The sequence below is a fragment of the Pseudomonas sp. NBRC 100443 genome, from assembly GCF_030268185.1.
GTDB lineage: Bacteria > Pseudomonadota > Gammaproteobacteria > Pseudomonadales > Pseudomonadaceae > Pseudomonas > Pseudomonas citronellolis.
This window is the reverse complement of record NZ_BSQE01000022.1, coordinates 22,438-44,109: the sequence shown is the minus strand read 5'-3', so window position 1 is coordinate 44,109 and position 21,672 is coordinate 22,438. Positions and strand designations below refer to the sequence as shown.

18 protein-coding genes are annotated in these 21,672 nt (G+C 68.5%); 15 read left to right on the top strand and 3 right to left on the bottom strand.

Annotation, left to right across the window (positions count from 1 at the left end):
• Position 1: 1 nt before the first annotated feature.
• The 9 genes from algK (at position 2) to QSJ95_RS25005 (ending at position 13,026) form a co-directional block, all read left to right on the top strand.
• Positions 2 to 1,399 (top strand): alginate biosynthesis TPR repeat lipoprotein AlgK, encoded by a 1,398-nt coding sequence (gene algK, locus QSJ95_RS25045; protein ID WP_285646025.1) that lies wholly within the window; start codon positions 2 to 4, stop codon positions 1,397 to 1,399.
• 83 nt (positions 1,400 to 1,482) lie between these two features.
• Positions 1,483 to 2,916, top strand: coding sequence for an alginate export family protein (locus QSJ95_RS25040; RefSeq protein ID WP_502945319.1), 1,434 nt, complete (start codon positions 1,483 to 1,485; stop codon positions 2,914 to 2,916).
• 185 nt (positions 2,917 to 3,101) lie between these two features.
• The gene (algG, locus tag QSJ95_RS25035) at positions 3,102 to 4,712 is read left to right on the top strand and encodes a mannuronan 5-epimerase AlgG (protein WP_285646023.1); all 1,611 of its coding nucleotides are present in this window, start codon (positions 3,102 to 3,104) and stop codon (positions 4,710 to 4,712) included.
• A gap of 11 nt (positions 4,713 to 4,723) precedes the next feature.
• The gene (locus QSJ95_RS25030; protein ID WP_285646021.1) at positions 4,724 to 6,166 is read left to right on the top strand and encodes an alginate O-acetyltransferase; all 1,443 of its coding nucleotides are present in this window, start codon (positions 4,724 to 4,726) and stop codon (positions 6,164 to 6,166) included.
• A gap of 57 nt (positions 6,167 to 6,223) precedes the next feature.
• Positions 6,224 to 7,297, top strand: coding sequence for a mannuronate-specific alginate lyase (locus tag QSJ95_RS25025; RefSeq protein WP_285646141.1), 1,074 nt, complete (start codon positions 6,224 to 6,226; stop codon positions 7,295 to 7,297).
• Between the two features lie 330 nt (positions 7,298 to 7,627).
• On the top strand, positions 7,628 to 9,190 hold the full coding sequence (locus QSJ95_RS25020; protein WP_285646019.1) for an MBOAT family O-acyltransferase: 1,563 nt from the start codon (positions 7,628 to 7,630) through the stop codon (positions 9,188 to 9,190).
• A gap of 13 nt (positions 9,191 to 9,203) precedes the next feature.
• On the top strand, positions 9,204 to 10,394 hold the full coding sequence (locus QSJ95_RS25015) for an alginate O-acetyltransferase (protein WP_009616080.1): 1,191 nt from the start codon (positions 9,204 to 9,206) through the stop codon (positions 10,392 to 10,394).
• A 58-nt stretch (positions 10,395 to 10,452) separates the two neighbouring features.
• Positions 10,453 to 11,100: an alginate O-acetyltransferase AlgF gene (gene algF / locus QSJ95_RS25010; protein WP_009616079.1), complete on the top strand. Its 648-nt coding sequence runs from the start codon at positions 10,453 to 10,455 to the stop codon at positions 11,098 to 11,100.
• A 480-nt stretch (positions 11,101 to 11,580) separates the two neighbouring features.
• Positions 11,581 to 13,026 carry a mannose-1-phosphate guanylyltransferase/mannose-6-phosphate isomerase gene (locus QSJ95_RS25005; protein WP_009616078.1) on the top strand — a complete coding sequence of 482 codons (1,446 nt, stop codon included), beginning with the start codon at positions 11,581 to 11,583 and terminating at the stop codon, positions 13,024 to 13,026.
• 596 nt (positions 13,027 to 13,622) lie between these two features.
• Here the strand turns inward: QSJ95_RS25005 and codA are convergent.
• Both codA and codB read right to left on the bottom strand, forming a co-directional pair.
• A complete protein-coding gene (gene codA, locus QSJ95_RS25000; RefSeq protein WP_285646014.1) occupies positions 13,623 to 14,864 on the bottom strand; it encodes a cytosine deaminase in 1,242 nt (413 codons plus the stop codon).
• Positions 14,865 to 14,931: 67 nt separating this feature from the next.
• Positions 14,932 to 16,191: a cytosine permease gene (gene codB / locus QSJ95_RS24995; protein WP_285646012.1), complete on the bottom strand. Its 1,260-nt coding sequence runs from the start codon at positions 16,189 to 16,191 to the stop codon at positions 14,932 to 14,934.
• Between the two features lie 315 nt (positions 16,192 to 16,506).
• On the opposite strand from codB, the gene QSJ95_RS24990 reads away from it, so the two are divergent.
• The 6 genes from QSJ95_RS24990 to QSJ95_RS24965 all read left to right on the top strand — a co-directional run bounded on the left by QSJ95_RS24990 (position 16,507) and on the right by QSJ95_RS24965 (position 20,252).
• Positions 16,507 to 16,971, top strand: a complete 465-nt coding sequence (locus tag QSJ95_RS24990; RefSeq protein ID WP_285646009.1) for a multidrug transporter — start codon at positions 16,507 to 16,509, stop codon at positions 16,969 to 16,971.
• Between the two features lie 71 nt (positions 16,972 to 17,042).
• Positions 17,043 to 17,873, top strand: coding sequence for an SDR family oxidoreductase (locus QSJ95_RS24985; protein ID WP_285646007.1), 831 nt, complete (start codon positions 17,043 to 17,045; stop codon positions 17,871 to 17,873).
• A 2-nt stretch (positions 17,874 to 17,875) separates the two neighbouring features.
• Entirely contained in the window at positions 17,876 to 18,253 is a 378-nt protein-coding gene (locus tag QSJ95_RS24980) for a hypothetical protein (protein WP_285646005.1), read from the top strand.
• A gap of 97 nt (positions 18,254 to 18,350) precedes the next feature.
• The gene (locus tag QSJ95_RS24975) at positions 18,351 to 19,022 is read left to right on the top strand and encodes a tyrosine-protein phosphatase (protein WP_285646003.1); all 672 of its coding nucleotides are present in this window, start codon (positions 18,351 to 18,353) and stop codon (positions 19,020 to 19,022) included.
• A 62-nt stretch (positions 19,023 to 19,084) separates the two neighbouring features.
• A complete protein-coding gene (locus QSJ95_RS24970; protein ID WP_285646001.1) occupies positions 19,085 to 19,972 on the top strand; it encodes a TIGR01459 family HAD-type hydrolase in 888 nt (295 codons plus the stop codon).
• 31 nt (positions 19,973 to 20,003) lie between these two features.
• The gene (locus tag QSJ95_RS24965) at positions 20,004 to 20,252 is read left to right on the top strand and encodes a hypothetical protein (RefSeq protein WP_009616070.1); all 249 of its coding nucleotides are present in this window, start codon (positions 20,004 to 20,006) and stop codon (positions 20,250 to 20,252) included.
• A gap of 279 nt (positions 20,253 to 20,531) precedes the next feature.
• Here QSJ95_RS24965 and QSJ95_RS24960 read toward each other — a convergent pair whose 3' ends face one another.
• The gene (locus tag QSJ95_RS24960; RefSeq protein WP_043312643.1) at positions 20,532 to 21,665 is read right to left on the bottom strand and encodes an ABC transporter permease; all 1,134 of its coding nucleotides are present in this window, start codon (positions 21,663 to 21,665) and stop codon (positions 20,532 to 20,534) included.
• Positions 21,666 to 21,672: the final 7 nt, after the last annotated feature.

Below are 21,672 nucleotides of genomic sequence, written 5' to 3'. Positions count from 1 at the left end.
CATGAACGCCATCGCCCACCATCCGCTGCGCGGCGCCGCCCTGGCCCTGGCCATCGGGCTGGCCGCCGGCTGCGCCGGCCTGCCGGACCAGCGCCTGGCCGACGAAGCCATGGCCCGCGGCGACATCGCCACCGCCCAGGCCAACTACCAGGCCCTGGCCACCCTCGGCTACACCGACGCGCAGATCGGCCTGGCCGACATGCAGGCCGCCAGCGGCGACAGCGCGGCCCAGGCCAAGGCAGAGAAGCTCTACCGCGACGCCGCCGAGACCTCGCCGCGGGCCCGCGCGCGCCTGGGCAAGTGGCTGGCGGCCAAGCCCGGCGCCACCGACGCCGAGCATCGCGAGGCCGAGCAGTTGCTCAACCGCGCCTTCAACGAAGGCGAGGACAGCGCCCTGGTGCCGCTGATCGTGCTCTACCTGCAGTACCCGCAGGCCTGGCCGGGCGTGAACCCGCAGCAGCGCATCGACCAGTGGCGCGCCCAGGGCCTGCCCCAGGCCGACCTGGCGCAGATCATCCTGTACCGCACCCAGGGCACCTACAACCAGCACCTGGGCGAGATCGAGCAGGTCTGCCAGCGCTGGCTGACGCGCATGGACGTGTGCTGGATGGAGCTGGCCACCGTGTATCAGGTGCAGGGCGACGCCGACAAGCAGAAGGCCCACCTCGACCGCCTGCGCGCCGCGCACAAGGCCGGCCGGGTGCCGCCGGAGCGGGTGGAATCGGTGGCCCAGGTGCTGGCCAACGCCGACCTCGGCAAGCCCGACCCACAGACCGCCCAGGCCCTGCTCAACGAACTGGCGCCGACCTACCCCGCGGCCTGGGTCGACCTGGCCAAGCTGCAGTACGACTACCCCGAGCTGGGCGACGTCGAGCAGATGCTCGACTACCTGAAGAAGGCCCAGGACGCCGCCCAGCCGCGCGCCGAGCTGCTGCTCGGGCGCCTGTACTACGACGGCAAGTGGATGCCCCAGGACCCGCAGAAGGCCGAGCAGCACCTGCTCAAGGCCGCCGCCAGCGAACCCCAGGCGCACTACTACCTGGGGCAGATCTACCGCCGCGGCTTCCTCGGCAAGGTCTACCCGCAGAAGGCCGCCGACCACCTGCTGATCGCCGCCCGCGCAGGCCAGGCCAGCGCCGACATGGCCCTGGCTCAGCTCTGGTCGCAAGGCCGCGGCGTACAGCCCAACCGCGTCAACGCCTACGTCTTCGGCACCCTGGCGCAGCGCCAGCAGATACCCCAGGCCGGCGACCTGATGAGCGAGCTGCAACCGCAGCTGCAGCCGGCCGAACTGAGCCAGGCGCAGCAGCTGCTCAAGCGCGAGGAACAGGCCCGCGGCGCCAACTGGCAGGCCACCGTCAGCCTCATGCAGAACGAACAGGAACAAGAAAGCCTATGAAGCGCCCCGACCCGACCTCCGCCCCGCTGTTCCAACCGATCCGCCTGGCCCGCGCCATCCGCCGCGCCCGGCTGTTCCCGGCGATGCTCGGCGCCGGCATGAGCCTGGCCGGCACCCTGTTCGCCGCCGGCGCCTGGGCCGACGACACGCCGCCGAAGAACTACGGCATCGACATCAAGATCACCGCCGAATCCGAGGACGACCGCGACCTGGGCACCGCCCACGGCGGCGACCTCAACGGCATCGGCATCGACCTGCGGCCTTGGGCCTTCGGCCAGTGGGGCCAGTGGAGCGCCTACGTGATGGGCCAGGCGGTGGCCGCCACCGACACCATCCAGACCGATACCCTGCAGTCCGACGAAGTCGACGCCAGCAGCCGCGACAGCGGCGACAACAAGCGCGAGCCGGACGACGCCTACCTCGCCCTGCGCGAATTCTGGGTGGACTACGCCGGCCTCACCCAGTACCCCGGCGAGCACCTGCGCTTCGGCCGCCAGCGCCTGCGCGACGACAGCGGCATGTGGCAGGACACCAACATCGAGGCGCTGAACTGGACCTTCGACACCACCCTGCTGCGCGCCCATCTGGGCGCCGCCCAGCGCTTCTCCGAGTACCGCACCGACATCACCGACCTGGCGCCGGAAGACGAGGACCGCACCCACGTCTTCGGCGACATTTCCACGCAGTGGGCGCCGCACCACTGGGTGGGCCTGCGCCTGCACCACGCCGATGACAGCGGCAGCCTGCCGGATGCGGGCGAAACCATAGACTCGCTGGACAAGCGCTCCACCGGCGACCTCACCTGGGTGGGCATCGAAGCCAACGGCGATGGCTACAACTACCGCTCGCAGATGCCGCTGAACTACTGGGCCAGCGCCACCTGGCTGAGCGGCAACCGCGACCGCCTGACCAGCGCCGCGGTGGACGGCGAGCGCGTGGCCACCGGCAAGCAGAGCGGCGACGTCAACGCCTACGGCATCGACCTGGGCCTGCGCTGGAACATCGACGAGCAGTGGCGCGCCGGCGTCGGCTACGCCCGCGGCAGCGGCGGCGGCCACGACGGCGAAGACCAGTACGAGCAGACCGGCCTGCAGAGCAACCGCTCCAACTTCACCGGCACCCGCGCCCGCGTGCACCGCTTCGGCGAGGCCTTCCGCGGCGAACTCTCCAACCTGCAGGACGCCACCCTGTTCGGCGCCTGGCAGCTGCGCGACGACTACGACGCCAGCGTGGTGTACCACAAGTTCTGGCGCGTGGACGGCGACTCGGACATCGGCAACAGCGGCATCACCGCGCCCCTGGAGAACAACTCCAAGGACATCGGCCAGGAAGTCGACCTGGTGGTCACCAAGTACTTCAAGCAGGGCCTGCTGCCCGCCTCGATGAGCCAGTACATCGACGAGCCCTCGGCCCTGGTGCGCTTCCGCGGCGGCGTGTTCAAGCCCGGCGACGCCTACGGCAGCCACGTCGACTCGACGATGCACCATGCCTTCGTCGATTTCATCTGGCGCTTCTGAGGATCAGGGCGATGCGAACTGGCAGTCACTGGTTCCCCGCGTTAGCGGGGATGACGGAACAACCCTCCCGCGTGCGAACAGGCACGGGGAGCGCGGGGGCTCGAAGCCCCCGCCCGGCGACCGTCACTCCCGCGCACGCGGGAGCCCAGCGCCTTCCGGCTCCACGCCCACAGGGAGAACCCACCATGAACCGCCATCCGCTACCCCTGGCCGCCCTGCTGCTCGGCGGCCTGCTGGTCGCCACGGGCCCCGCCTGGGCCTCGACCCCGGCGGCCAACGCCAAGGACGCCGAGGCCAGCGAGCAGCCCTCGCCGGCCAACCAGCCCGGCCACGTCCAGGGCCTCAAGGAAACCGGCAACTACACGGTCACCGCGCTGCCCGAGGGCCCACTGCACCTGGACCCGCCGAAGCTGCCCGACCTCTCCGGCTACACCGCCGAGGCGGTGGCGAAGAAGATCGTGCGCAAGCCCGGCGGCAAGGCCGTGGTGCAGCGCATGGTGCAGCAGCAGCCGCTGAAGGAATTCACCGGCGGGCAGAACCGCCTGGCCGAGTGGGTCAAGCGCCAGCGGCAGATGCCCCAGGCCATCTTCATCGAGGGCGGCTACGTCAACCTCGCGCAGCTGGCCGGCAAGCTCGGCAAGGCGCTGGAGCAGGTCGAGCCCGGTGTGTTCGTCGCCCGCCTGCCCATCGTGGTCAGCCAAGGCGCGACCCTCGAGGTCGACGGCAAGGTCAAGGAACTGCGTCTGTCCCAGGACCGCGGCGCCTTCCTGGTCAACGACGGCAAGCTGTTCGTGCGCGATACCAAGGTCACCGCCTGGAACGAAGCCCGCGGCGAGCCGGCCTGGTTCAAAAGCCCCAACGAGTTCCGCCCGTTCCTGGTGTCCTGGGGCGGCGCCGAGGCCTACCTGGTGAACAGCACCTTCACCAGTTTCGGCTACAACGCCTCCAAGGCCTACGGCATCTCCATCTCGCAGTACAGCCCGGGCATGGACAAGACCATGAAGCGTCCGCGGCCCAAGGGCTGGGTGATCGGCTCGACCTTCGTCGACAACTGGTACGGCTTCTACTGCTACGAGGCCGACGACCTGGTGGTGCGCGGCAACACCTACCGCGACAACGTCATCTACGGCATCGACCCGCACGACCGCTCGCACCGCCTGATCATCGCCGAGAACACCGTGTACGGGACGAAGAAGAAGCACGGCATCATCGTCTCGCGCGAGGTCAACGACAGCTGGATCTTCCGCAACAAGACCTACGACAACCACCTCTCCGGGATCGTCCTGGACCGTAATTCCGAGCGCAACCTGGTGGCCTACAACGAGGTGTACCGCAACCACTCCGACGGCATCACCCTGTACGAGAGCGGCGACAACCTGATCTACGGCAACCAGGTGCTGGGCAACCGGCGCCACGGCATCCGCATCCGCAACAGCGTGAACATCCGCCTGTACGAGAACCTCGCCGCCGGCAACAAGCTGATCGGCGTGTACGGGCACATCAAGGACCTGTCCAACACCGACCGCAACATCGACCTCGACCCCTTCGACACCAAGGTGTCGCTCATCGTGGTCGGCGGCAAGCTGGTGGGCAACGGCTCAGGTCCCTTGTCGGTGGATTCGCCGCTGTCGCTGGAACTCTACAAGGTGGCCATGCTCGGCCCGACCAAATCCTCCGGCATCAGCTTCAACGGCGTGCTCGGCGAGAAGCAGGACCAGATCCTCGACCTGCTCGTGCGCCAGCAGCGCGCCGTGCTGATCGACCCCGTGGAAAGCCAGGCCGAACTGCAGAATTGAGGACCCGTACCATGACCATCCGCCCCCATCGTCTGCTGCGCCTGTCGAGCCTCGCCGCCGGCCTGCTGCTGGCCCACGGTATTCTTGCTGCGGGCGCCGCCGGCGCCGCCGACGCCGGCGCGCCGACCTACAGCGCCCTGCCCGCCGCCGGCCTGTGCCCGGCCGCGGCCGACGACAAGGCCTACAACACCAAGTACCTGGGCTTCTTCACCCACCTGGTGCCGGCCCAGGAAGACTGGCTGTTCCGCACCACCTACGACCTGCGCACCGACTTCGGCACCACGCCCGAGGGCTGGCGCGAACTCAAGGCGCTGCGTGAGGCACTGGAGCGCCGCGGCGTCGAGCTGATGGTGGTCTACCAGCCCACCCGCGGGCTGATCAACCGCGAGAAGCTCAGCCCCGAGGAGAAGGCCTCATTCGACTACGAACTGGCGAAGAAGAACTACCTGGCGACCATCGCCAAGTTCCGCGAGGCCGGCATCTACACCCCGGACTTCTCGCCGCTGTTCGACGAGAAGGAAGCCCACCCCTACTACTTCAAGGGCGACCACCACTGGACGCCCTACGGCGCCATGCGCAGCGCCAAGATCGCCGCCGAGACGCTGAAGCAGATGCCCGCCTATGCGGACATCCCGAAGAAGGAATTCGAAAGCAAGCGCGTGGGCCTGCTGTCCAAGCTCGGCACCTTCCACAAGGCCGCCGCGCAACTGTGCGGCAGCAGCTACGCGCCGCAGTACGTCGACCGCTTCGAGACCGAGCCGGTGGGCGACAGCGGCGGCGGCGACCTGTTCGACGACGGCGGCGACCCGCAGGTGGCGGTGGTCGGCACCTCCAACAGCGGCCCGGCGTACAACTTCGTCGGCTTCCTGGAGCAGTACGGCAAGGTCGACATCCTCAACAACGCCGTCTCCGGCGGCGGCTTCGACAGCTCACTGCTGGCCTACCTGACCAGCAAGGAGTTCCACGACAAGCCGCCGAAGATCCTGGTCTGGGAATTCGCCACCCACTACGACATGGCGCAGAAGAGCTTCTACCGCCAGGCCATGCCCCTGGTGGCCAACGGCTGCGCCGAGCAGAAGGCCGTGCTCAGCCGCAAGGTCAAGCTGCACGCCGGGCGCAACGAGGTGCTGCTCAACAGCGCGGCGCTGCCGATCCGCAGCGGCAGCTACACCGCCGACGTCACCTACAGCGACCCGGGCATCCACGAGTTGAAGAACACCGTCTGGTACATGAACGGCCGCCGCGAGCAGCTGAAGATCGAGCAGTCCAAGGCCGTCGACACCGGCGGGCGCTACGTCTTCGAACTGCGCAACGACGAGGACTGGCCGGACCAGCAGTTCCTCTCCCTGGAGATCGAGGCGCCGGACGACATGCCGGCCGGCCTCGAGGTCGAGGCGAAGCTGTGCCAGACCCCGCAGATCAAGGCCACCGCCAGTACCGTGGCCGGGAGGTAATCCATGTCCATCCAGCGACTTTCCCGCAACAAGGGCCTGCGCCTGCTGTGGCCGGCCATGGCCCTGAGCAGCCTCGCCGCCCTCTACGGGCAGAGCAGCCAGGCCGCCGACCTGGTGCCGCCGCCGGGCTACTTCGCCGCGGTCGGCGAGCGCAAGGGCGACGCCGACAGCTGCCCGGCAGTGCCCACGCCCTACACCGGCTCGCTGCAGTTCACCAGCAAGTACGAGGGCTCCGACTCGGCGCGCGCCACCCTCAACGTGGCCGCCGAAGGCAAGTTCCGCGAGCAGATCAAGGACATCACCGACATGGAGCGCGGCACCACCAAGCTGATCACCCAGTACATGCGCAGCGGCCACAAGGGCGACCTGGACTGCGCGCTGAACTGGCTGACCACCTGGGCCCGAGCCGATGCGCTGGAAAGCGGCGACTTCAACCACACCGGCAAGTCCATGCGCAAATGGGCCCTGGGCAGCCTGTCCTCGTCCTACCTGCGCCTGAAGTTCTCCAGCAGCCGCCCGCTGGCGGCCTACCCGCAGCAGGCGGCGCAGATCGAGCAGTGGTTCGGCAAGCTCGGCACCCAGGTGGTCAGCGACTGGAGCAACCTGCCGCTGAAGAAGATCAACAACCACAGCTACTGGGCGGCCTGGTCGGTGATGTCCACCGCCGTGGTGACCAACCGCCGCGACCTGTTCGACTGGTCGGTGCGCGAATTCAAGGTGGCCGCCAGCCAGGTCGACGCCCAGGGCTACCTGCCCAACGAACTCAAGCGCCGCCAGCGCGCCCTGTCCTACCACAACTACAGCCTGCCGCCGCTGGCGATGATCGCCGCCTTCGCCCAGGTCAACGGCGTGGACCTGCGCCAGGAAAACAACGGCGCCCTGCAGCGCCTGGCCGAAAGGGTGATGCAGGGGGTGGACGACCAGCAGGACTTCGACCGCCGGACCGGCAACGACCAGGACATGAGCGACCTGAAGGAAAACAGCAAGTTCGCCTGGCTGGAGCCCTACTGCGCGCTCTACAGCTGCGCGCCGAAGACCCAGGACTGGCGCAGGAAGATGGAGCCGTTCAACAGCTTCCGGCTGGGCGGGGATGTGACGAAGGTGTTCAACCGGGGGAATGGCGGGAGCTGATGCGCTCAATGGGCGTGGGGTGCAGGCCGGCACGTGCCGGCTGACACAACGGTTTCCACCTGCACCGAACAGTCCCCTCTCCCTTCAGGGAGAGGGTTAGGGAGAGGGCAAGAACCTCCCCGCAACACCGAAACACCCGGCTGAACCCCGCAACGAAGACGGGCCCAGCCACCCCCGACCCAAGCGCAATAAAGACGCCGGGCGGGCGCACCACCTTAGCGACAAAACGGGGAGGAACTGGCGGGTGACACCGGCCTTTTCCTTGCGCGCCGACAGGCGCCGGAAGGGCTGGAGCCACCCTGGGTACGAAGCTCCAGAGCGAGACGGGCAATGGTCTTTTCTTCCAACGTGTTCCTGTTCCTGTTCCTGCCGATCTTCCTCGGCCTGTACTACCTGAGCGGGAACCGCTACCGCAACCTGCTGTTGCTGGTGGCCAGCTACGTCTTCTACGCCTGGTGGCGGGTGGACTTCCTCGCCCTGTTCGCCGGCGTGACCCTGTTCAACTACTGGATCGGCCTGCGCATCGGCGCCGCCGGCGTGCGCACCCTGGCGGCCAAACGCTGGCTGATCCTCGGCGTGGTGGTCGACCTGGCCGTGCTGGGCTACTTCAAGTACGCCAACTTCGGCGTCGACAGCCTCAACCAGATCATCACCTCGTTCGGCATGCAGCCCTTCGTGCTGACGCACATCCTGCTGCCCATCGGCATCAGCTTCTACACCTTCGAGTCGATCAGCTACATCATCGACGTGTACCGCGGCGACACCCCGGCCACGCGCAACCTCATCGACTTCGCGGCCTTCGTGGCGATCTTCCCGCACCTGATCGCCGGCCCCGTGCTGCGCTTCAAGGACCTGGTCGACCAGTTCAACCACCGCACCCACACCCTCGACAAGTTCGCCGAAGGCTGCACCCGCTTCATGCAGGGCTTCGTCAAGAAGGTGTTCATCGCCGACACCCTGGCGGCCCTGGCCGACCACTGCTTCGCCCTGCAGGACCCGACCACGGGCGACGCCTGGCTGGGCGCCCTGGCCTACACCGCGCAGCTGTACTTCGACTTCTCCGGCTACAGCGACATGGCCATCGGCCTGGGCCTGATGATGGGCTTCCGCTTCATGGAGAACTTCAACCAGCCCTACATCAGCCAGTCCATCACCGAGTTCTGGCGGCGCTGGCACATCAGCCTGTCCACCTGGCTGCGCGACTACCTGTACATCAGCCTGGGCGGCAACCGCGGCACGACCTTCCAGACCTACCGCAACCTGATCCTGACCATGCTCCTGGGCGGCCTGTGGCACGGCGCCAACGTCACCTACATCATCTGGGGCGCCTGGCACGGCGTATGGCTGGCCATCGAGCGCGCCCTGGGCGTGAACGCCGCGCCGCGGGTGCTCAACCCGCTCAAGTGGGCCATCACCTTCCTCCTGGTGATCATCGGCTGGGTGATCTTCCGCGCCGAGAACCTGCACGTGGCCTGGCGCATGTACGAAGCCATGTTCAGCTTCGGCGACTGGAGCCTGTCCGAGCAGAGCCGCGCCAGCCTCACCGGCCTGCAGGTGGGCACCCTGGTGGTGGCCTACGTGGTGCTGGCCGTCTTCGGCCTGCGCCAGTTCTACAACCAGCCGCTGCAGAGCAAGGCGCCCAAGGCCGCGGCCAAGACCGACGAAGTCGCCGCCGACGGCCCGGCCAGCGCCCAGCCGCGCAGCCCGCAGGACGCCGAGAACGACCCGGCGGCCATCGCCTACTCGCGCAGCGGCGCGGCGGTGTACCGCCCGCACTGGCTCACCCAGCTGCCCGTGCTGGCCACCCGCGCGGCCCTGCTGGCGCTGTTCGCCGCCTCGGTGCTGAAGCTCTCGGCGCAGAGCTACTCGCCCTTCCTCTACTTCCAGTTCTGAGCGAGGCCGGACCATGCAACCGACTCCTTACGTTTCCAAGATCAGCAAACCCCTGCAATACGCCTACGTCGCCGCCTTCGGCGGGATACTGCTGGGCCTGGCCGGCTGGTCGCTGAAGGCCTTCCCCAGCTTCGCCGCCGCCGAGGGCACCACGGTGCTCAACGGCAAGCTGGCCCACGCCTTCGAAGGCCACTACGACGACCAGTTCCCCATCAAGCGCCTGGGCACCAACCTCTGGGCCGCGCTGGACTATGCCCTGTTCGACGAAGGCCGCCCGGGCGTGGTGATCGGCAAGGACGGCTGGCTGTACACCGACGAAGAATTCAAGCCGGCGCCCAGCCAGACCCAGCTGGACGACAACTGGGCCCTGGTGCGCGGCGTGCAGCAGGAGCTGGAGCGCCGCGGCGTGAAGCTGGTGCTGGCGATCATCCCGGCCAAGGCGCGCATCTACCCCGAGTACATCGGCAAGGAACAGCCTGCCCAACTGCACGTCGGCCTCTACGACGAATTCCTGCAGCGCGCGCGCCAGGCCGGCATGGCCGCGCCCAAGCTGCTGGATACCCTGGAGCAGGCCAAGAACAACGGCCAGGTGTTCCTGCGCACCGACACCCACTGGACGCCGCTGGGCGCCGAGGCCGTGGCCCAGCGCCTGGCCCAGAGCATCCGCGAGGGGCAGAACCTCGACCTGCCGCAGCAGACCTTCATCACCGACGCCAGCAAGGCCACGCCGCACAAGGGCGACCTGCTGACCTTCCTGCCCCTGGACCCGCTGTTCAGCGAACTGCTGCCGGCGCCGGACCAGTTGCAGGCGCGCCAGACCCACCCGGCCGAAGACAACGCCGCGGCCGGCGGCGACCTGTTCGGCGACAGCGCCGAGCCGCAGGTGGCCCTGGTGGGCACCAGCTACAGCGCCAACCCGCACTGGAACTTCGCCGGCGCCCTCAAGCAGGCGCTGTCCACCGACCTGATCAACTACGCCAAGGAAGGCAAGGGCCCCCTCGAACCCATGCTCGAACTGCTCAAGGACCCGGGCTTCCAGCAGAAGCCGCCGCGCCTGCTGGTGTGGGAATTCCCCGAACGCTACCTGCCGATGCACAGCGACCTCAGCCAGTTCGATGCCGACTGGCTGGCCCAGCTGCGCGCGGCCGGCAACCGTGACGAACGCCTGGCGGCCAACCCGCCGGGCCTGACCGCGGCGCACTGAGCGCCACGCCAAGGGCGCCAGCGCGCCCCATGAAAAAGTGAAGACGGAGGTACACCCCATGACTCGTTCCAAGACCCTCGGCTGGAAATCCCCCGCCCTGGCACTGGCCCTGGGCCTGGCCGCCTTCGGCGCCCACGCCGGCGAAGCCGCGCTCTACGGCCCGCAGGCGCCCAAGGGTTCGGCCTTCGTGCGGGCCTACAACGCCGGCAACAGCGAACTCTCGGTGAGCGTCGGCAACGCCCAGCTCAACGACGTATCGCCCCTGGGCTCCAGCGACTTCAAGTTCCTCCCGCCGGGCAACTACACCGCCAAGGTCGGCAGCCAGAGCCTGCCGGTGAAACTCGACCCGGACGCCTACTACACCCTGGTCAGCCAGCCCGGCGGCCAGCCCAGGCTGGTGCCCGAGCCGCCCTTCAAGAACAAGCAGAAGGCCCTGGTGCGGGTGCAGAACCTCAGCGGCCAGGCGCTGACCCTGAAGACCGCCGACGGCAAGACCGAAGTGGTCGGCAACGTCGCCCCGCAAAGCCACGGCGACCGCGAGATCAACCCGGTGAAGGTGAACTTGGCGCTGTTCGAGGGCGGCAAGAAGGTCAGCGACCTGAAGCCCGTCACCCTGGAACGCGGCGAGGTGGTGTGCCTGTACGTCACCGGCGAGGGCGGCAAGCTGTCGCCGGTGTGGGTCAAGCGGCCGGTGAAGGCGGATTGAGATAAATGGCGATGACGTGCCGACGTGAAGCCCGCCCCCTCTCCCTAACCCTCTCCCTGAAGGGAGAGGGGACCGTTCGGCATCAAGCGCAACCCTGGCGCTCGCCGGCAGTGAAGGAGCGGCCGGTTGGCACAGTCCTCGCCGATCGCACGGATAGCCCCCTCTCCCTTCAGGGAGAGGGGGCCGTTCGGCATCAGGCGCAACCCTGGCGCTCGCCGGCAGTGAAGGAGCAGCCGGTTGGCACAGTCCTCGCCGATTGCACGGATAGCCCCCTCTCCCTTCAGGGAGAGGGCTGGGGAGAGGGGCTCTTACCCCCCCCCACACACCCAATCACCAAAACGAACACCACAAAAAGACCGGCCACACCGGCAGAAAAAAACCAGCGAGCTGCCAAGACGGCCCGCACGGAGAGGTCACCCGAAACGGTAACGGCGCCCGGCGCCCCACAGAACGCATGAACGCTTTAAGGAGAAACCCCACATGATTCCCGTCATTCTTTCCGGTGGTAGCGGCTCGCGACTCTGGCCCCTTTCCCGCAAGCTGTATCCCAAGCAGTTCCTGGCCCTGGCCGGCGAGCACACGCTGTTCCAGCAGACCCTCGAGCGCCTGGCTTTCGAAGGCATGGAGCCGCCGCTGGTGGTGAGCAACAAGGAACACCGCTTCATCCTCCAGGAACAGCTCGAACAACTGAAGCTCAAGACCCAGGGCATCCTGCTCGAACCCTTCGGCCGCAACACCGCCCCGGCCGTGGCCATCGCCGCCATGAAGCTGGTCGCCGAGGGCCGCGACGAACTGCTGCTGGTGCTGCCGGCCGACCACGTGCTGGAAGACCCGCGCGCCTTCCAGCGCGCCCTGGCCCTGGCCACCGTGGCTGCCGAGAAGGGCGAGATGGTGCTCTTTGGCGTGCCCGCCAGCCGCCCGGAAACCGGCTACGGCTACATCCGCGCCAACGCCGACGACAAGCTGCCCGGCGGCGTCGCGCGGGTCGAGCGCTTCATCGAGAAACCCGACGAGGCCCGCGCCCGCCAGTTCGTCGAGGAAGGCGGGCACTACTGGAACAGCGGCATGTTCCTGTTCCGCGCCAGCCGCTTCCTGGAAGAACTCAAGCGCCACGACGCCGACATCTACGACACCTGCCTGCTGGCCCTGGAACGCAGCCAGCACGAGGGCGAGGTGGTCAACATCGACCCGGCCACCTTCGAATGCTGCCCGGACAACTCCATCGACTACGCGGTGATGGAAAAGACCCAGCGCGCCTGCGTGGTGCCCCTGGCCGCCGGCTGGAACGACGTCGGCAGTTGGTCGTCGATCTGGGAAGTGCACGACAAGGACGCCAACGGCAACGTCACCAAGGGCGACGTGCTGGTGCACGACAGCCGCAACTGCCTGGTGCACGGCAACGGCAAGCTGGTCTCGGTGGTCGGCCTGGACGACATCGTCGTGGTGGAAACCAAGGACGCCATGATGATCGCCCACCGCGACCGCGTGCAGGACGTGAAGAAGGTGGTCAACGAACTGGACGCCGCCGGCCGCAGCGAAACCCAGAACCACTGCGCCGTGTACCGCCCCTGGGGCAGCTACGACTCGGTGGACATGGGCGGCCGCTTCCAGGTCAAGCACATCACCGTCAAGCCCGGCGCGCAGCTCTCGCTGCAGATGCACCACCACCGCGCCGAGCACTGGATCGTGGTCAGCGGCACCGCCCAGGTGACCTGCGACGACAAGGTGTTCCTGCTCACCGAGAACCAGTCCACCTACATCCCCATCGCCTCGGTGCACCGCCTGGCCAACCCCGGCAAGATCCCGCTGGAGATCATCGAAGTGCAATCCGGCAGCTACCTGGGCGAAGACGACATCGAACGTCTGGAGGATGTCTACGGTCGAACCGAAGAGAGCGGCATCCGCGCGCAGGTAGCCGCTCGCTAGTTGAAGGACGGCGTCTCCCCCATCGATGCCAATCACCCCCAGGCCTTGTGCCTGGGGGTTTTTCTTTGTGCGCGGGGCCCCCCGGAGGGTATAACGCCAACGGTTCCCGGGAAGCACGGACGTAGGACCTTGTCCGCGATAGCCGGGCGTATCGGCGCGGATCGCGGATAAGATCCGCTACGCCGCCCCACCCACGTCATTCCCATGTAGGAGCGCGCCCTGCGCGCGAATCGCGGGCAGGGCCCGCTCCTACAGGTTGCCTGGAGACATGGCATTCCTAACCGTAGGACCTTGTCCGCGATAGCCGGACATATCGGCGCGATTCGCGGATGAGATCCGCTCCTACGCCGCCCCACCCACGTCATTCCCATGTAGGAGCGCGCCCTGCGCGCGAATCGCGGGCAGGGCCCGCTCCTACAGGTAGCCTGGAGACATGGCATTCCTAACCGTAGGAGCGGACCTTGTCCGCGATAGCCGGGCGTATCGGCGCGGATCGCGGATGAGATCCGCTCCTACGCAACCCCACCCGCGCCATTCCCCTGTAGGAGCGCGCCCTGCGCGCGAATCGCGGGCAGGGCCCGCTTACACCTCCGGTATCAGCCTTCGAGCAGTTCCACGCTCTCCGGCGCGCGGCGCATCAGCACGCGGCCGTGGCGGATGGAATACAGCGCCTTGGTCTGCTGGCGCACCGCTTCGTAGTCGCTGTCCACGCCCAGCACCAGCAGGTTGGCCGGGCGGCCGGCGGCGATGCCGTAGCGCTCGCCCAGGTTCAGCGCGCGGGCGCTGTTGTCGGTGACCAGGTCGAGGCTGCGCTGCAGGTCCTCGAAGCCCATCATGTGGCAGATGTGCAGGCCGGCGTCGAGCACGCGCAGGATGTTGCCGTTGCCCAGCGGGTACCACGGGTCCTTGATCGAATCCTGGCCGAAGCACACGTTCATCCCGGCGCGGTCGATCTCCGCCACGCGGGTCACGCCGCGGCGTTTCGGGAAGCTGTCGAAGCGGCCCTGCAGGTGGATGCTCTCGGTCGGGCAGGAGACGAAGCTGATGCCCGAACGCTTGAGCAGGCGGAACAGCTTCGAGCAATAGGCGTTGTCGTAGGAACCCATCGCCGTGGTATGGCTGGCGGTCACCCGCGCCCCCATGCCACGCACCCGCGCCTCTTCGGCCAGCACTTCGAGGAAGCGCGAATTGGGATCGTCGGTCTCGTCGCAGTGCACGTCCACCAGGCAGCCAGTGCGCTCGGCCAGGTCCATGAGGAACTTGATCGAGCTGACGCCCTGCTCGCGGGTGTTCTCGAAATGCGGGATGCCACCGACCACGTCCGCGCCCAGGCGGATCGCCTCTTCCATCAGCCCGCGGCCGCCCTCGTAGGACTCGATGCCCTCCTGCGGGAAGGCGACGATCTGCAGGTCCACCAGGTGCTTCGCCTCCTCCTTCACCTCCAGCATGGCCTTGAGCGCGGCCAGCGTGGGATCGGTGACGTCCACGTGGGTGCGCACGTGCTGGATGCCGTGGGCGGCGAGCATGCGGATGGTGGTGTGGGCGCGGGACTTGGTGTCCTCATGGGTGATGGTTTCCTTGCGCTGCGCCCAGCGCTCGATGCCCTCGAACAGGGTGCCGCTCATGTTCCACTCCGGCTCGCCGGCGGTGAGGGTGGCGTCGAGGTGGATGTGCGGCTCCACCAGCGGCGCGATCACCAGTTGCCCGGCGGCGTCCAGGTCATCGCCGGCGGCAGCGACGCGGGCCGCCTGGGGCAGCACCTCGGCGATGCGCTCGCCCTCGCAGCGAATGGTGAACAGGCCTTCCTGCTTGCGCAGCTTGGCGTTGACGATCTTCATTGGGTTGGCTCCTCAGGCTGGGCGCTGCGCGGATGCCGAATGCACAGCGCCATGAACATGAATAGGTTCAGGCGCGCGGCTCGGCCACGCCGGCGCGGGCCCGGGCGATCTCGCCGAGCACGATGTAGCAGGCCGCCGAGGCGCCGATGCCCACCAGCGGCGCTATCCACGGCGAAGCGTAGGCCAGCGCCGCGCCCACGGCGTAGGACAGCAGCCCGGCGACGTTGAACGCCGGGATGTGCGGGCCGACCAGCGCCGGGTAGTTGCCGCGGTGGCGGTGCCAGAAGTCGGCCATGATCACCCCGCCCAGCGGCGGGATGATCGAGCCCAGCAGCACCAGGAAGGGAATCAGCCACTCGTACATGCCGCCGATGGCCAGGACGATGCCCACGCCCGCGGCGAGCAGCGTCATGCTGCGCCGGCGCTCGCTGCGCACCAGGTGGCAGGCCGCGGCGGAGACGTTGTAGATGGTCGGGCCCTGGATGGTCCAGAGGTTCAGGCAGAGCATGATCACCGCGGCGAACGACAGGCCCTGCAGCACCATCACTTCGACGATGTCGGCGTTCTGGTAGACGATGGCGCACCAGGCGCCGGCGACGATCATCAGGCCGTTGCCGACGAGGAAGCTGATGACGCTGGCGGCCACGGCGATGCGCCCGCTGCGCGCCATGCGCGTCCAGTTGGTGGCCTGGGTGGCGCCGCTGGCGAAGGTGCCGAAGACCATGGTCACGGCGGCCGAGAAAGTCATGCCGGTGCTCGGCTGCACCGCCAGCAGCCCGGCCCAGCCGCCGGCCTGGTGGGTGGCGATGACCATGGAGGCCACCAGCAGGATGAACATCAGCGGCACCGACACCCGCGACAGCAGGTCCAGACCCTTGAAGCCGATGATCGCGGTGATGCTGAAGCCCAGGCCGAACAGCACCATCAGCGGGATGGTCAGCCAGCCCGGCAGGGCCAGCATCTTCACCAGCACGATGGCCACGGTGGCGGTGCCCCAGGCGTACCAGCCCAGCTCGGCGAAGCCGAGGAGGAAGTCCGACAGCTTGCTGCCGCGCTCGCCGAAGCAGAAGCGCCCCATGAGCACGGTGTTCAGCCCGCTGCGCGAGGCGATCAGGCCCAGGGCGGCGGCGTAGACGGCCAGCAGCGTGTTGCCGACGACGGCGACCCAGAGCATGTCGACGAAGTCGAAGGCCATGCCGATCTTGCCGCCGGCGAACATGGTGCCGGTGAAGAAGGTGAAGCTGAACAGGACCATGGCGATGGGCAGCAGCCCTTTGCGCCCTTCCCTGGGCGTGGCGCTCAGGGGGAATTCACTGGGGGAACTCATGGATGTCTCCGCGAGGTGGGTTGGATGTCTGTCGGCCTGGAGCAAGGAGCGGGCCGGAAAAGCCGACGGGTAACGACGCGGAAACCTTTGAGCATGACGAACATCGATGAATGTTCAGAATGCACACTTCCCAGGGGAAATATGCCGCCGCGTGCCTGCTCAAATGTGCATTATGCGGATTCCGCAGATGCAGCGCAGCGTCCGACGCACCAGATTCGCGCACAATCTTGACCCAGGTCGTGTCCATCCGTCGAAGTCGTTCCAGAAGCGACGGATTTGCTAGGCTGCTGCCCCAGGCCCACCCCGGACGCATCCATGTTCTTCGGCATCCTCCTCATCGTCACCTGGATCATCCTGCTGCTGCGCTACCCCGCCCGCGCGCTGCCGATCTCGGCCGCGGCCCTGGTCGGCCTGGGCCTGGTGGTGGCCCTGGCGATCTGGCAGGACAGCCTCGACCAGCGCCGCCTGGAGCGCCTGGAACTGCGCATCCGCTACGCGCCGACGCTGTGCCCGGCCGACCGCCCGCTGCGCGTCGACCTGAAGAACGGCAGCGACGCGCCGCTGCTGGAACTGCGCTGGAAGGTCGCCGCCTACCGCCCCGGCGACACCATCGACCTCGCCGAGAACCTCTACGAAGCGCCGCGCTACCGCGGCCCCGGCGCGCTGCTCGGCGGCGATGCCTGGAGCGACTGCCTGCCGCTGCCGGCGCTGCGCCCGGGCTACCGCGCCAGCACCCTGGAGTTCCGCGCCGAGCGCATCGAAGGGCGCTTCGGCGACTGAGTTCACCCGCGCGGCGCAATCGGCTAGGGTAGGCGCCGAACACCCACGCGCCCACGCCAAGGAAAGCCGCCATGCCCCAACCCGTCGCCCTCATCACCGGCTGCTCCAGCGGCATCGGCCGCGCCCTGGCCGAGGCCTTCCAGGGCGCCGGCTACAGCGTCTGGGCCACCGCCCGGCGCGACGAAGACGTGGCCGCCCTGGGCCAGGCCGGTTTCCGCGGCGTGCGGCTGGACGTCGACGACGGCACCGCCATCGCCCGCCTGGCCGAGCAGCTGCAGCGCGAGGCCGGCGGCCTGGACGTGCTGGTCAACAACGCCGGCTACGGCGCCATGGGCCCGCTGCTGGACGGCGGCGCCGAAGCCCTGCGCCGGCAGTTCGAGACCAACGTCTTCGCCGTGGTCGAGCTGACCCGTGCCTGCTTCGGGCTGCTGCGCGAACGCCGTGGGCTGGTGGTGAACATCGGCAGCGTCTCCGGCGTGCTGGTCACCCCCTTCGCCGGCGCCTACTGCGCCTCCAAGGCCGCGCTGCACGCGCTCAACGAGGCGCTGCGCCTGGAGCTGGCGCCCTTCGGCATCGGGGTGCTGGAAGTGCAGCCCGGCGCCATCGCCTCCAGCTTCGGCGCCAACGCCGGGCGCACCTGGCAGGCGCTGGTGGACGACCGCTCGCCCTGGTGGCCGCTGCGCGAGTTCATCCGCGCCCGCGCCGGCGCCTCCCAGGACAAACCCACCCCGGCCGCCGAACTGGCCCGCCAACTGCTCGCCGCCGTGCAGCGCCAGCCACGCCCGCGCCTGCTGCGCGTCGGCCACGGCAGCCGCGCCTTGCCGCTGCTGGCGCGCTGGCTGCCCACCGGCCTGCTGGACAAGGCCCTGAAGAAACGCTTCGGCCTGGACGGGAGCCTCTAGCCATGCCCATCCGCACCCGCTACTACGCCCTGACCGGCATCCTCATCGCCATGGTCCTCAACGTGCTGCTGCGCACCCTGCTGCGCTACGGCCTGGTGCCGGTGAACCTGCTGGTGGCGCTGGCCATCGGCGCCGGCATGGCGTTCTTCTTCGCCCGCCGCGTGGGGCGCCTGCCCAGCGTCGGCGAGCGCTGGCGCCTGCTCGGCTTCTACGCCGCCGGCCTGGCCCTGCTGTACCTGGCGCTGGTGGCCCTGGCCGCCTGGCGCAACCCGCCGAGCCACGCCGCGCTGCTGCTGTACCTGGTGAACTACCTGGTCTACCCGCTGGCCGCCTGGTGGTTCTTCCGCCCGCCGGTGCAGGCGCGCTTCCTGCCCCGCTGATCGCCGCGGGGCGTCTTCACGCTTTTTTCACAATCTTTTCATCCGGGCTTTATCGCCCGCCGCCTACTGTCTGCGCTCCGCCAGCCAGGAGGCCCCCATGCGCCCCGCCCTGCCCTTTTCCTTCCTGCGCCATTGTCTGCTCGCCCTCGCCCTGGTCACCGCAGCGGCCCATGCCGACGAGCGCCCCGCCGCATGGGCGCAGCCGGTGGACAAGTCGTTCAACCTCTATCGCATGTCGCCCAGCCTCTACCGCAGCGCCCTGCCCGACGGCCAGGACCTGCCGCTGCTGCAACGGCTCGGCGTGCACACGGTGCTGAGCTTCATCAAGGACGACGACAAGGCCTGGACCGGCGCCGCACCGCTGCAGATCCTCAGCTTCCCGACCCACGCCGACCGCGTCGACGACGCCGACGTCATCCGCGTGCTCAACCTGCTGCAGGCCGCCCAGCAACAGGGCCCGGTGCTGATGCACTGCAAGCACGGCAGCGACCGCACCGGGCTGTTCTCCGCCATGTACCGCACGGTGGTCCAGGGCTGGAGCAAGGAAGACGCGCTCAAGGAAATGCGCGAGGGCGGCTTCGGCAGCGCCGACGACATGGCCGACGCCATCCACTACGTGCAGAACGCCGACGTCGACGCCATCCGCCAGGCCATGGCCGAGGGGCGCTGCAGCCCCAGCCCGTTCAGCCTGTGCCACCTGCGCGGTCTGGTGGAGGTGCCGGTGGCCCCGGCGCCGGAGAGCGTCGCCCAGGCCCGCCCGGCCAGCTGAAAGCATTCACCCGCCTGCCCGCGGTGCGCTAGGCTGGGGCTTTTCCCCGCGACAGGCTTGCCATGACCTCCCCACGCTTCAGCGCCGTCACCCACACCCGCCTCATCGACCACGCCGGCCTGGATACCTTCTGCGCCGACTACGACGGCTTCCTCCTCGACCTCTGGGGCGTGCTGATCGACGGCGCCGAGGTGTTCCCCGGCGCCCTCGCCTGGCTCCGCCGCCGCGCCGCCGAGGGCCGCCCGGTGTGGTTCCTCAGCAACGCCTCGCGCAGCGTCGTGGAAATGGCCGACACCCTGGAAAGCCTGGGCGTGCCGCGGGAGCTATACGCGGGCATCACCACCTCCGGGCAACTGACCATCGACGCCATCGAGCACGACGCCCAGCTGCAGCGCGGCGGCATCTGCATCGCCGGCGTGGCCGACGCCCTGGGCACCTGGCCGGCGCACATCCGCGAGCGCTTCGGCACGGATATCCACAAGGCCACGCTGATCCTCGGCGTCGGCAGCTTCCCCCAGGACGAGCTGGAGGCGCGTTTCGAACCGCTGCGCCACGCGCTGGACCTGCCCTTCCTCTGCGCCAACCCGGACCGCGTGGTGGTCTCCGCCGGGCGCACGGTGTTCGGCGCCGGCCGCCTGGCCGAAGCCTTCGCCGAGGAAGGCGGCCAGGTGCGCTGGTTCGGCAAGCCGGACCCGGCGGCCTTCCGCATCGCCGAGCGGCAGCTGCAGGCGCGCGGGGCGCAGAACATCCTGTTCGTCGGCGACTCCCTGGTGACCGACGTGCCCGGCGCCCTGGCCGCGCGCATCGACACCCTCTGGCTGGCCGCCACCGGCATCCACCGCCAGGCCCTGGGCGTGCCCTTCAACGGCGAGCTGGACGCCGACAAGGTGCAGGCGCTGCTCGACGGCTACGCAGTCCGACCGCACTTCGCGGCGCCCGGGTTGGTCTGAAGTCAGGACGACAGCCGCGGGAAACCGCCCCATGCACGAACTCCTCGACCTGCTGCAATGGCCGGCGATGCTGGTCACGGTACTGGCCGCCTGGCTGGTCGGCTCCCGCGAGCGCCGGCGGCGCAAGCTCGGCTTCTGGACCTTCCTGGCCAGCAACGCCCTGTGGATAGCCTGGGGCCTGCCGGCCAAGGCCTACGCCCTGGTGCTGCTGCAACTGTGCCTGGCGGCGATGAATATTCGCGGCAGCTACAAGAACCGGCGCAAGGGGCGCGATGCCTGAGCTCCGGGTTCGAATCCGCAGCGGCCGGGGGCCAAGGTCAAACGGCGGATAACGCCGTAGGCGTTATGCGCCCTACGCAACACCCAGCCATGGCGTAGGGCGAATAACCGTTCGCGGTTATCCGCCGATACACCCAAGCCCATGCCCGGCTCCACGGTCAGGATCGGAGCCCCGTAGGATGGGTCGAGCGAAGCGATACCCATCGCCATGGCCACAGCGAGATCCGCTCCCGCGGGCAGGCACGGCTTCTCGTAGGAGCGAGCAAGAGCGCTTCGGGGCTCACCAACCCTTGAGCTGGTCCCAGCGCCAGTTGCGGAACTGGTAGATCAGCGTGCCCAGCAGGCCGTAGGCGGCGGCCATGCCGAGCAGCACCAGGATGCGGTCGGAAACCGCCGAGAGCGGCAGGTTCATCTGGTTCATCTCCACCACTGCGCGGATCGCCCAGGTGGAGGGGATGCCGTTGGCCAGCCACTGCACCCACTGCGGCATGGCCTGGGGCGGCCAGGTGAAGCCGGCCATGTAGAACAGCGGCAGGGTGATGAAGGTCATGGTCAGGTACACCGCCTCTTCCGAGGGCAGCAGCTCGGCGAGGAATTCGCTCAGGGCGATCACCGCCAGCAGGAAGGGCAGCACCAGGCCCATGAGCATGAAGAACGAGGCGGTCTGCCGGTAGCCCATGATCCACGGCCAGATCACGTAGAAGAGCATGGCCAGCACCGTCCAGATCAGCAGCTGCGCGGCGTAGCGGCCGAAGCGCGTGGACGGCGGCTGGCGCAGCGAGCGCGGGGTGCCGCCGCGCAGGTTGAGGTTCACCCGGGTGCAGGACAGCAGCAGGCTGTGCTGCAGGATCAGCGTCACCAGCCCCGGCAGGACGATGGCGGCGAAGCTGGTGCCGGGGTTGAACAGGTCGGTCAGTTGGCCCACCACCGGGCTCAGCAGCACCTCGGCCTGGCTCGCGCTGAAACCGTTGTGCAGCAGCAGGTGGGCGTTGTAGCGCAGCGTCAGCTCGTTGTAGGTGGCGCTGATGTCCTGCTGGATCTGCCCGTTGGCCATGCGGTTGGTGGCGTCGCCGAAGATCGGCACGCTCACCGCCTCGCCGCGCAGCACGCGCTTTTCGAAGTCCACCGGGAGGATGACGATGCCGAACAGCCGGCGCCAGGCCAGGTCGTGCTGCGCCGTGGGCAGTTCGCTGTAGCTGCGCACGGCGATCTTGGGCGCGGCGTCGAGCAGGCGGATCAGCTCGCGGGAGGCGGCGCTGTGGTCCATGTCGATCACCGCCACCGGCAGGTCGTCCATGGTGCGGTGGGCGTAGGGCAAGGTGGTCAGCGCCACCGACAGCACGGTCAGCAGCCACAGCGGCTTGCCCAGCATGTTCTTCAGGGTCTGCCTGAGGACGCTCCAGAAGTTCTCCATGGCGCCT

Coding starts and splice junctions, on each gene's coding strand:
- QSJ95_RS24975 (WP_285646003.1), top strand. CDS start 18,351: ATGCGCCCCGCCCTGCCCTTTTCCTTCCTGCGCCATTGTCTGCTCGCC.
- QSJ95_RS24990 (WP_285646009.1), top strand. CDS start 16,507: ATGTTCTTCGGCATCCTCCTCATCGTCACCTGGATCATCCTGCTGCTG.
- QSJ95_RS24965 (WP_009616070.1), top strand. CDS start 20,004: ATGCACGAACTCCTCGACCTGCTGCAATGGCCGGCGATGCTGGTCACG.
- QSJ95_RS24970 (WP_285646001.1), top strand. CDS start 19,085: ATGACCTCCCCACGCTTCAGCGCCGTCACCCACACCCGCCTCATCGAC.
- QSJ95_RS25015 (WP_009616080.1), top strand. CDS start 9,204: ATGCAACCGACTCCTTACGTTTCCAAGATCAGCAAACCCCTGCAATAC.
- codB (WP_285646012.1), bottom strand. CDS start 16,191: ATGAGTTCCCCCAGTGAATTCCCCCTGAGCGCCACGCCCAGGGAAGGG.
- QSJ95_RS24985 (WP_285646007.1), top strand. CDS start 17,043: ATGCCCCAACCCGTCGCCCTCATCACCGGCTGCTCCAGCGGCATCGGC.
- QSJ95_RS25005 (WP_009616078.1), top strand. CDS start 11,581: ATGATTCCCGTCATTCTTTCCGGTGGTAGCGGCTCGCGACTCTGGCCC.
- QSJ95_RS25020 (WP_285646019.1), top strand. CDS start 7,628: ATGGTCTTTTCTTCCAACGTGTTCCTGTTCCTGTTCCTGCCGATCTTC.
- QSJ95_RS24960 (WP_043312643.1), bottom strand. CDS start 21,665: ATGGAGAACTTCTGGAGCGTCCTCAGGCAGACCCTGAAGAACATGCTG.
- QSJ95_RS24980 (WP_285646005.1), top strand. CDS start 17,876: ATGCCCATCCGCACCCGCTACTACGCCCTGACCGGCATCCTCATCGCC.
- QSJ95_RS25030 (WP_285646021.1), top strand. CDS start 4,724: ATGACCATCCGCCCCCATCGTCTGCTGCGCCTGTCGAGCCTCGCCGCC.
- QSJ95_RS25040 (WP_502945319.1), top strand. CDS start 1,483: ATGCTCGGCGCCGGCATGAGCCTGGCCGGCACCCTGTTCGCCGCCGGC.
- algK (WP_285646025.1), top strand. CDS start 2: ATGAACGCCATCGCCCACCATCCGCTGCGCGGCGCCGCCCTGGCCCTG.
- algG (WP_285646023.1), top strand. CDS start 3,102: ATGAACCGCCATCCGCTACCCCTGGCCGCCCTGCTGCTCGGCGGCCTG.
- algF (WP_009616079.1), top strand. CDS start 10,453: ATGACTCGTTCCAAGACCCTCGGCTGGAAATCCCCCGCCCTGGCACTG.
- QSJ95_RS25025 (WP_285646141.1), top strand. CDS start 6,224: ATGGCCCTGAGCAGCCTCGCCGCCCTCTACGGGCAGAGCAGCCAGGCC.
- codA (WP_285646014.1), bottom strand. CDS start 14,864: ATGAAGATCGTCAACGCCAAGCTGCGCAAGCAGGAAGGCCTGTTCACC.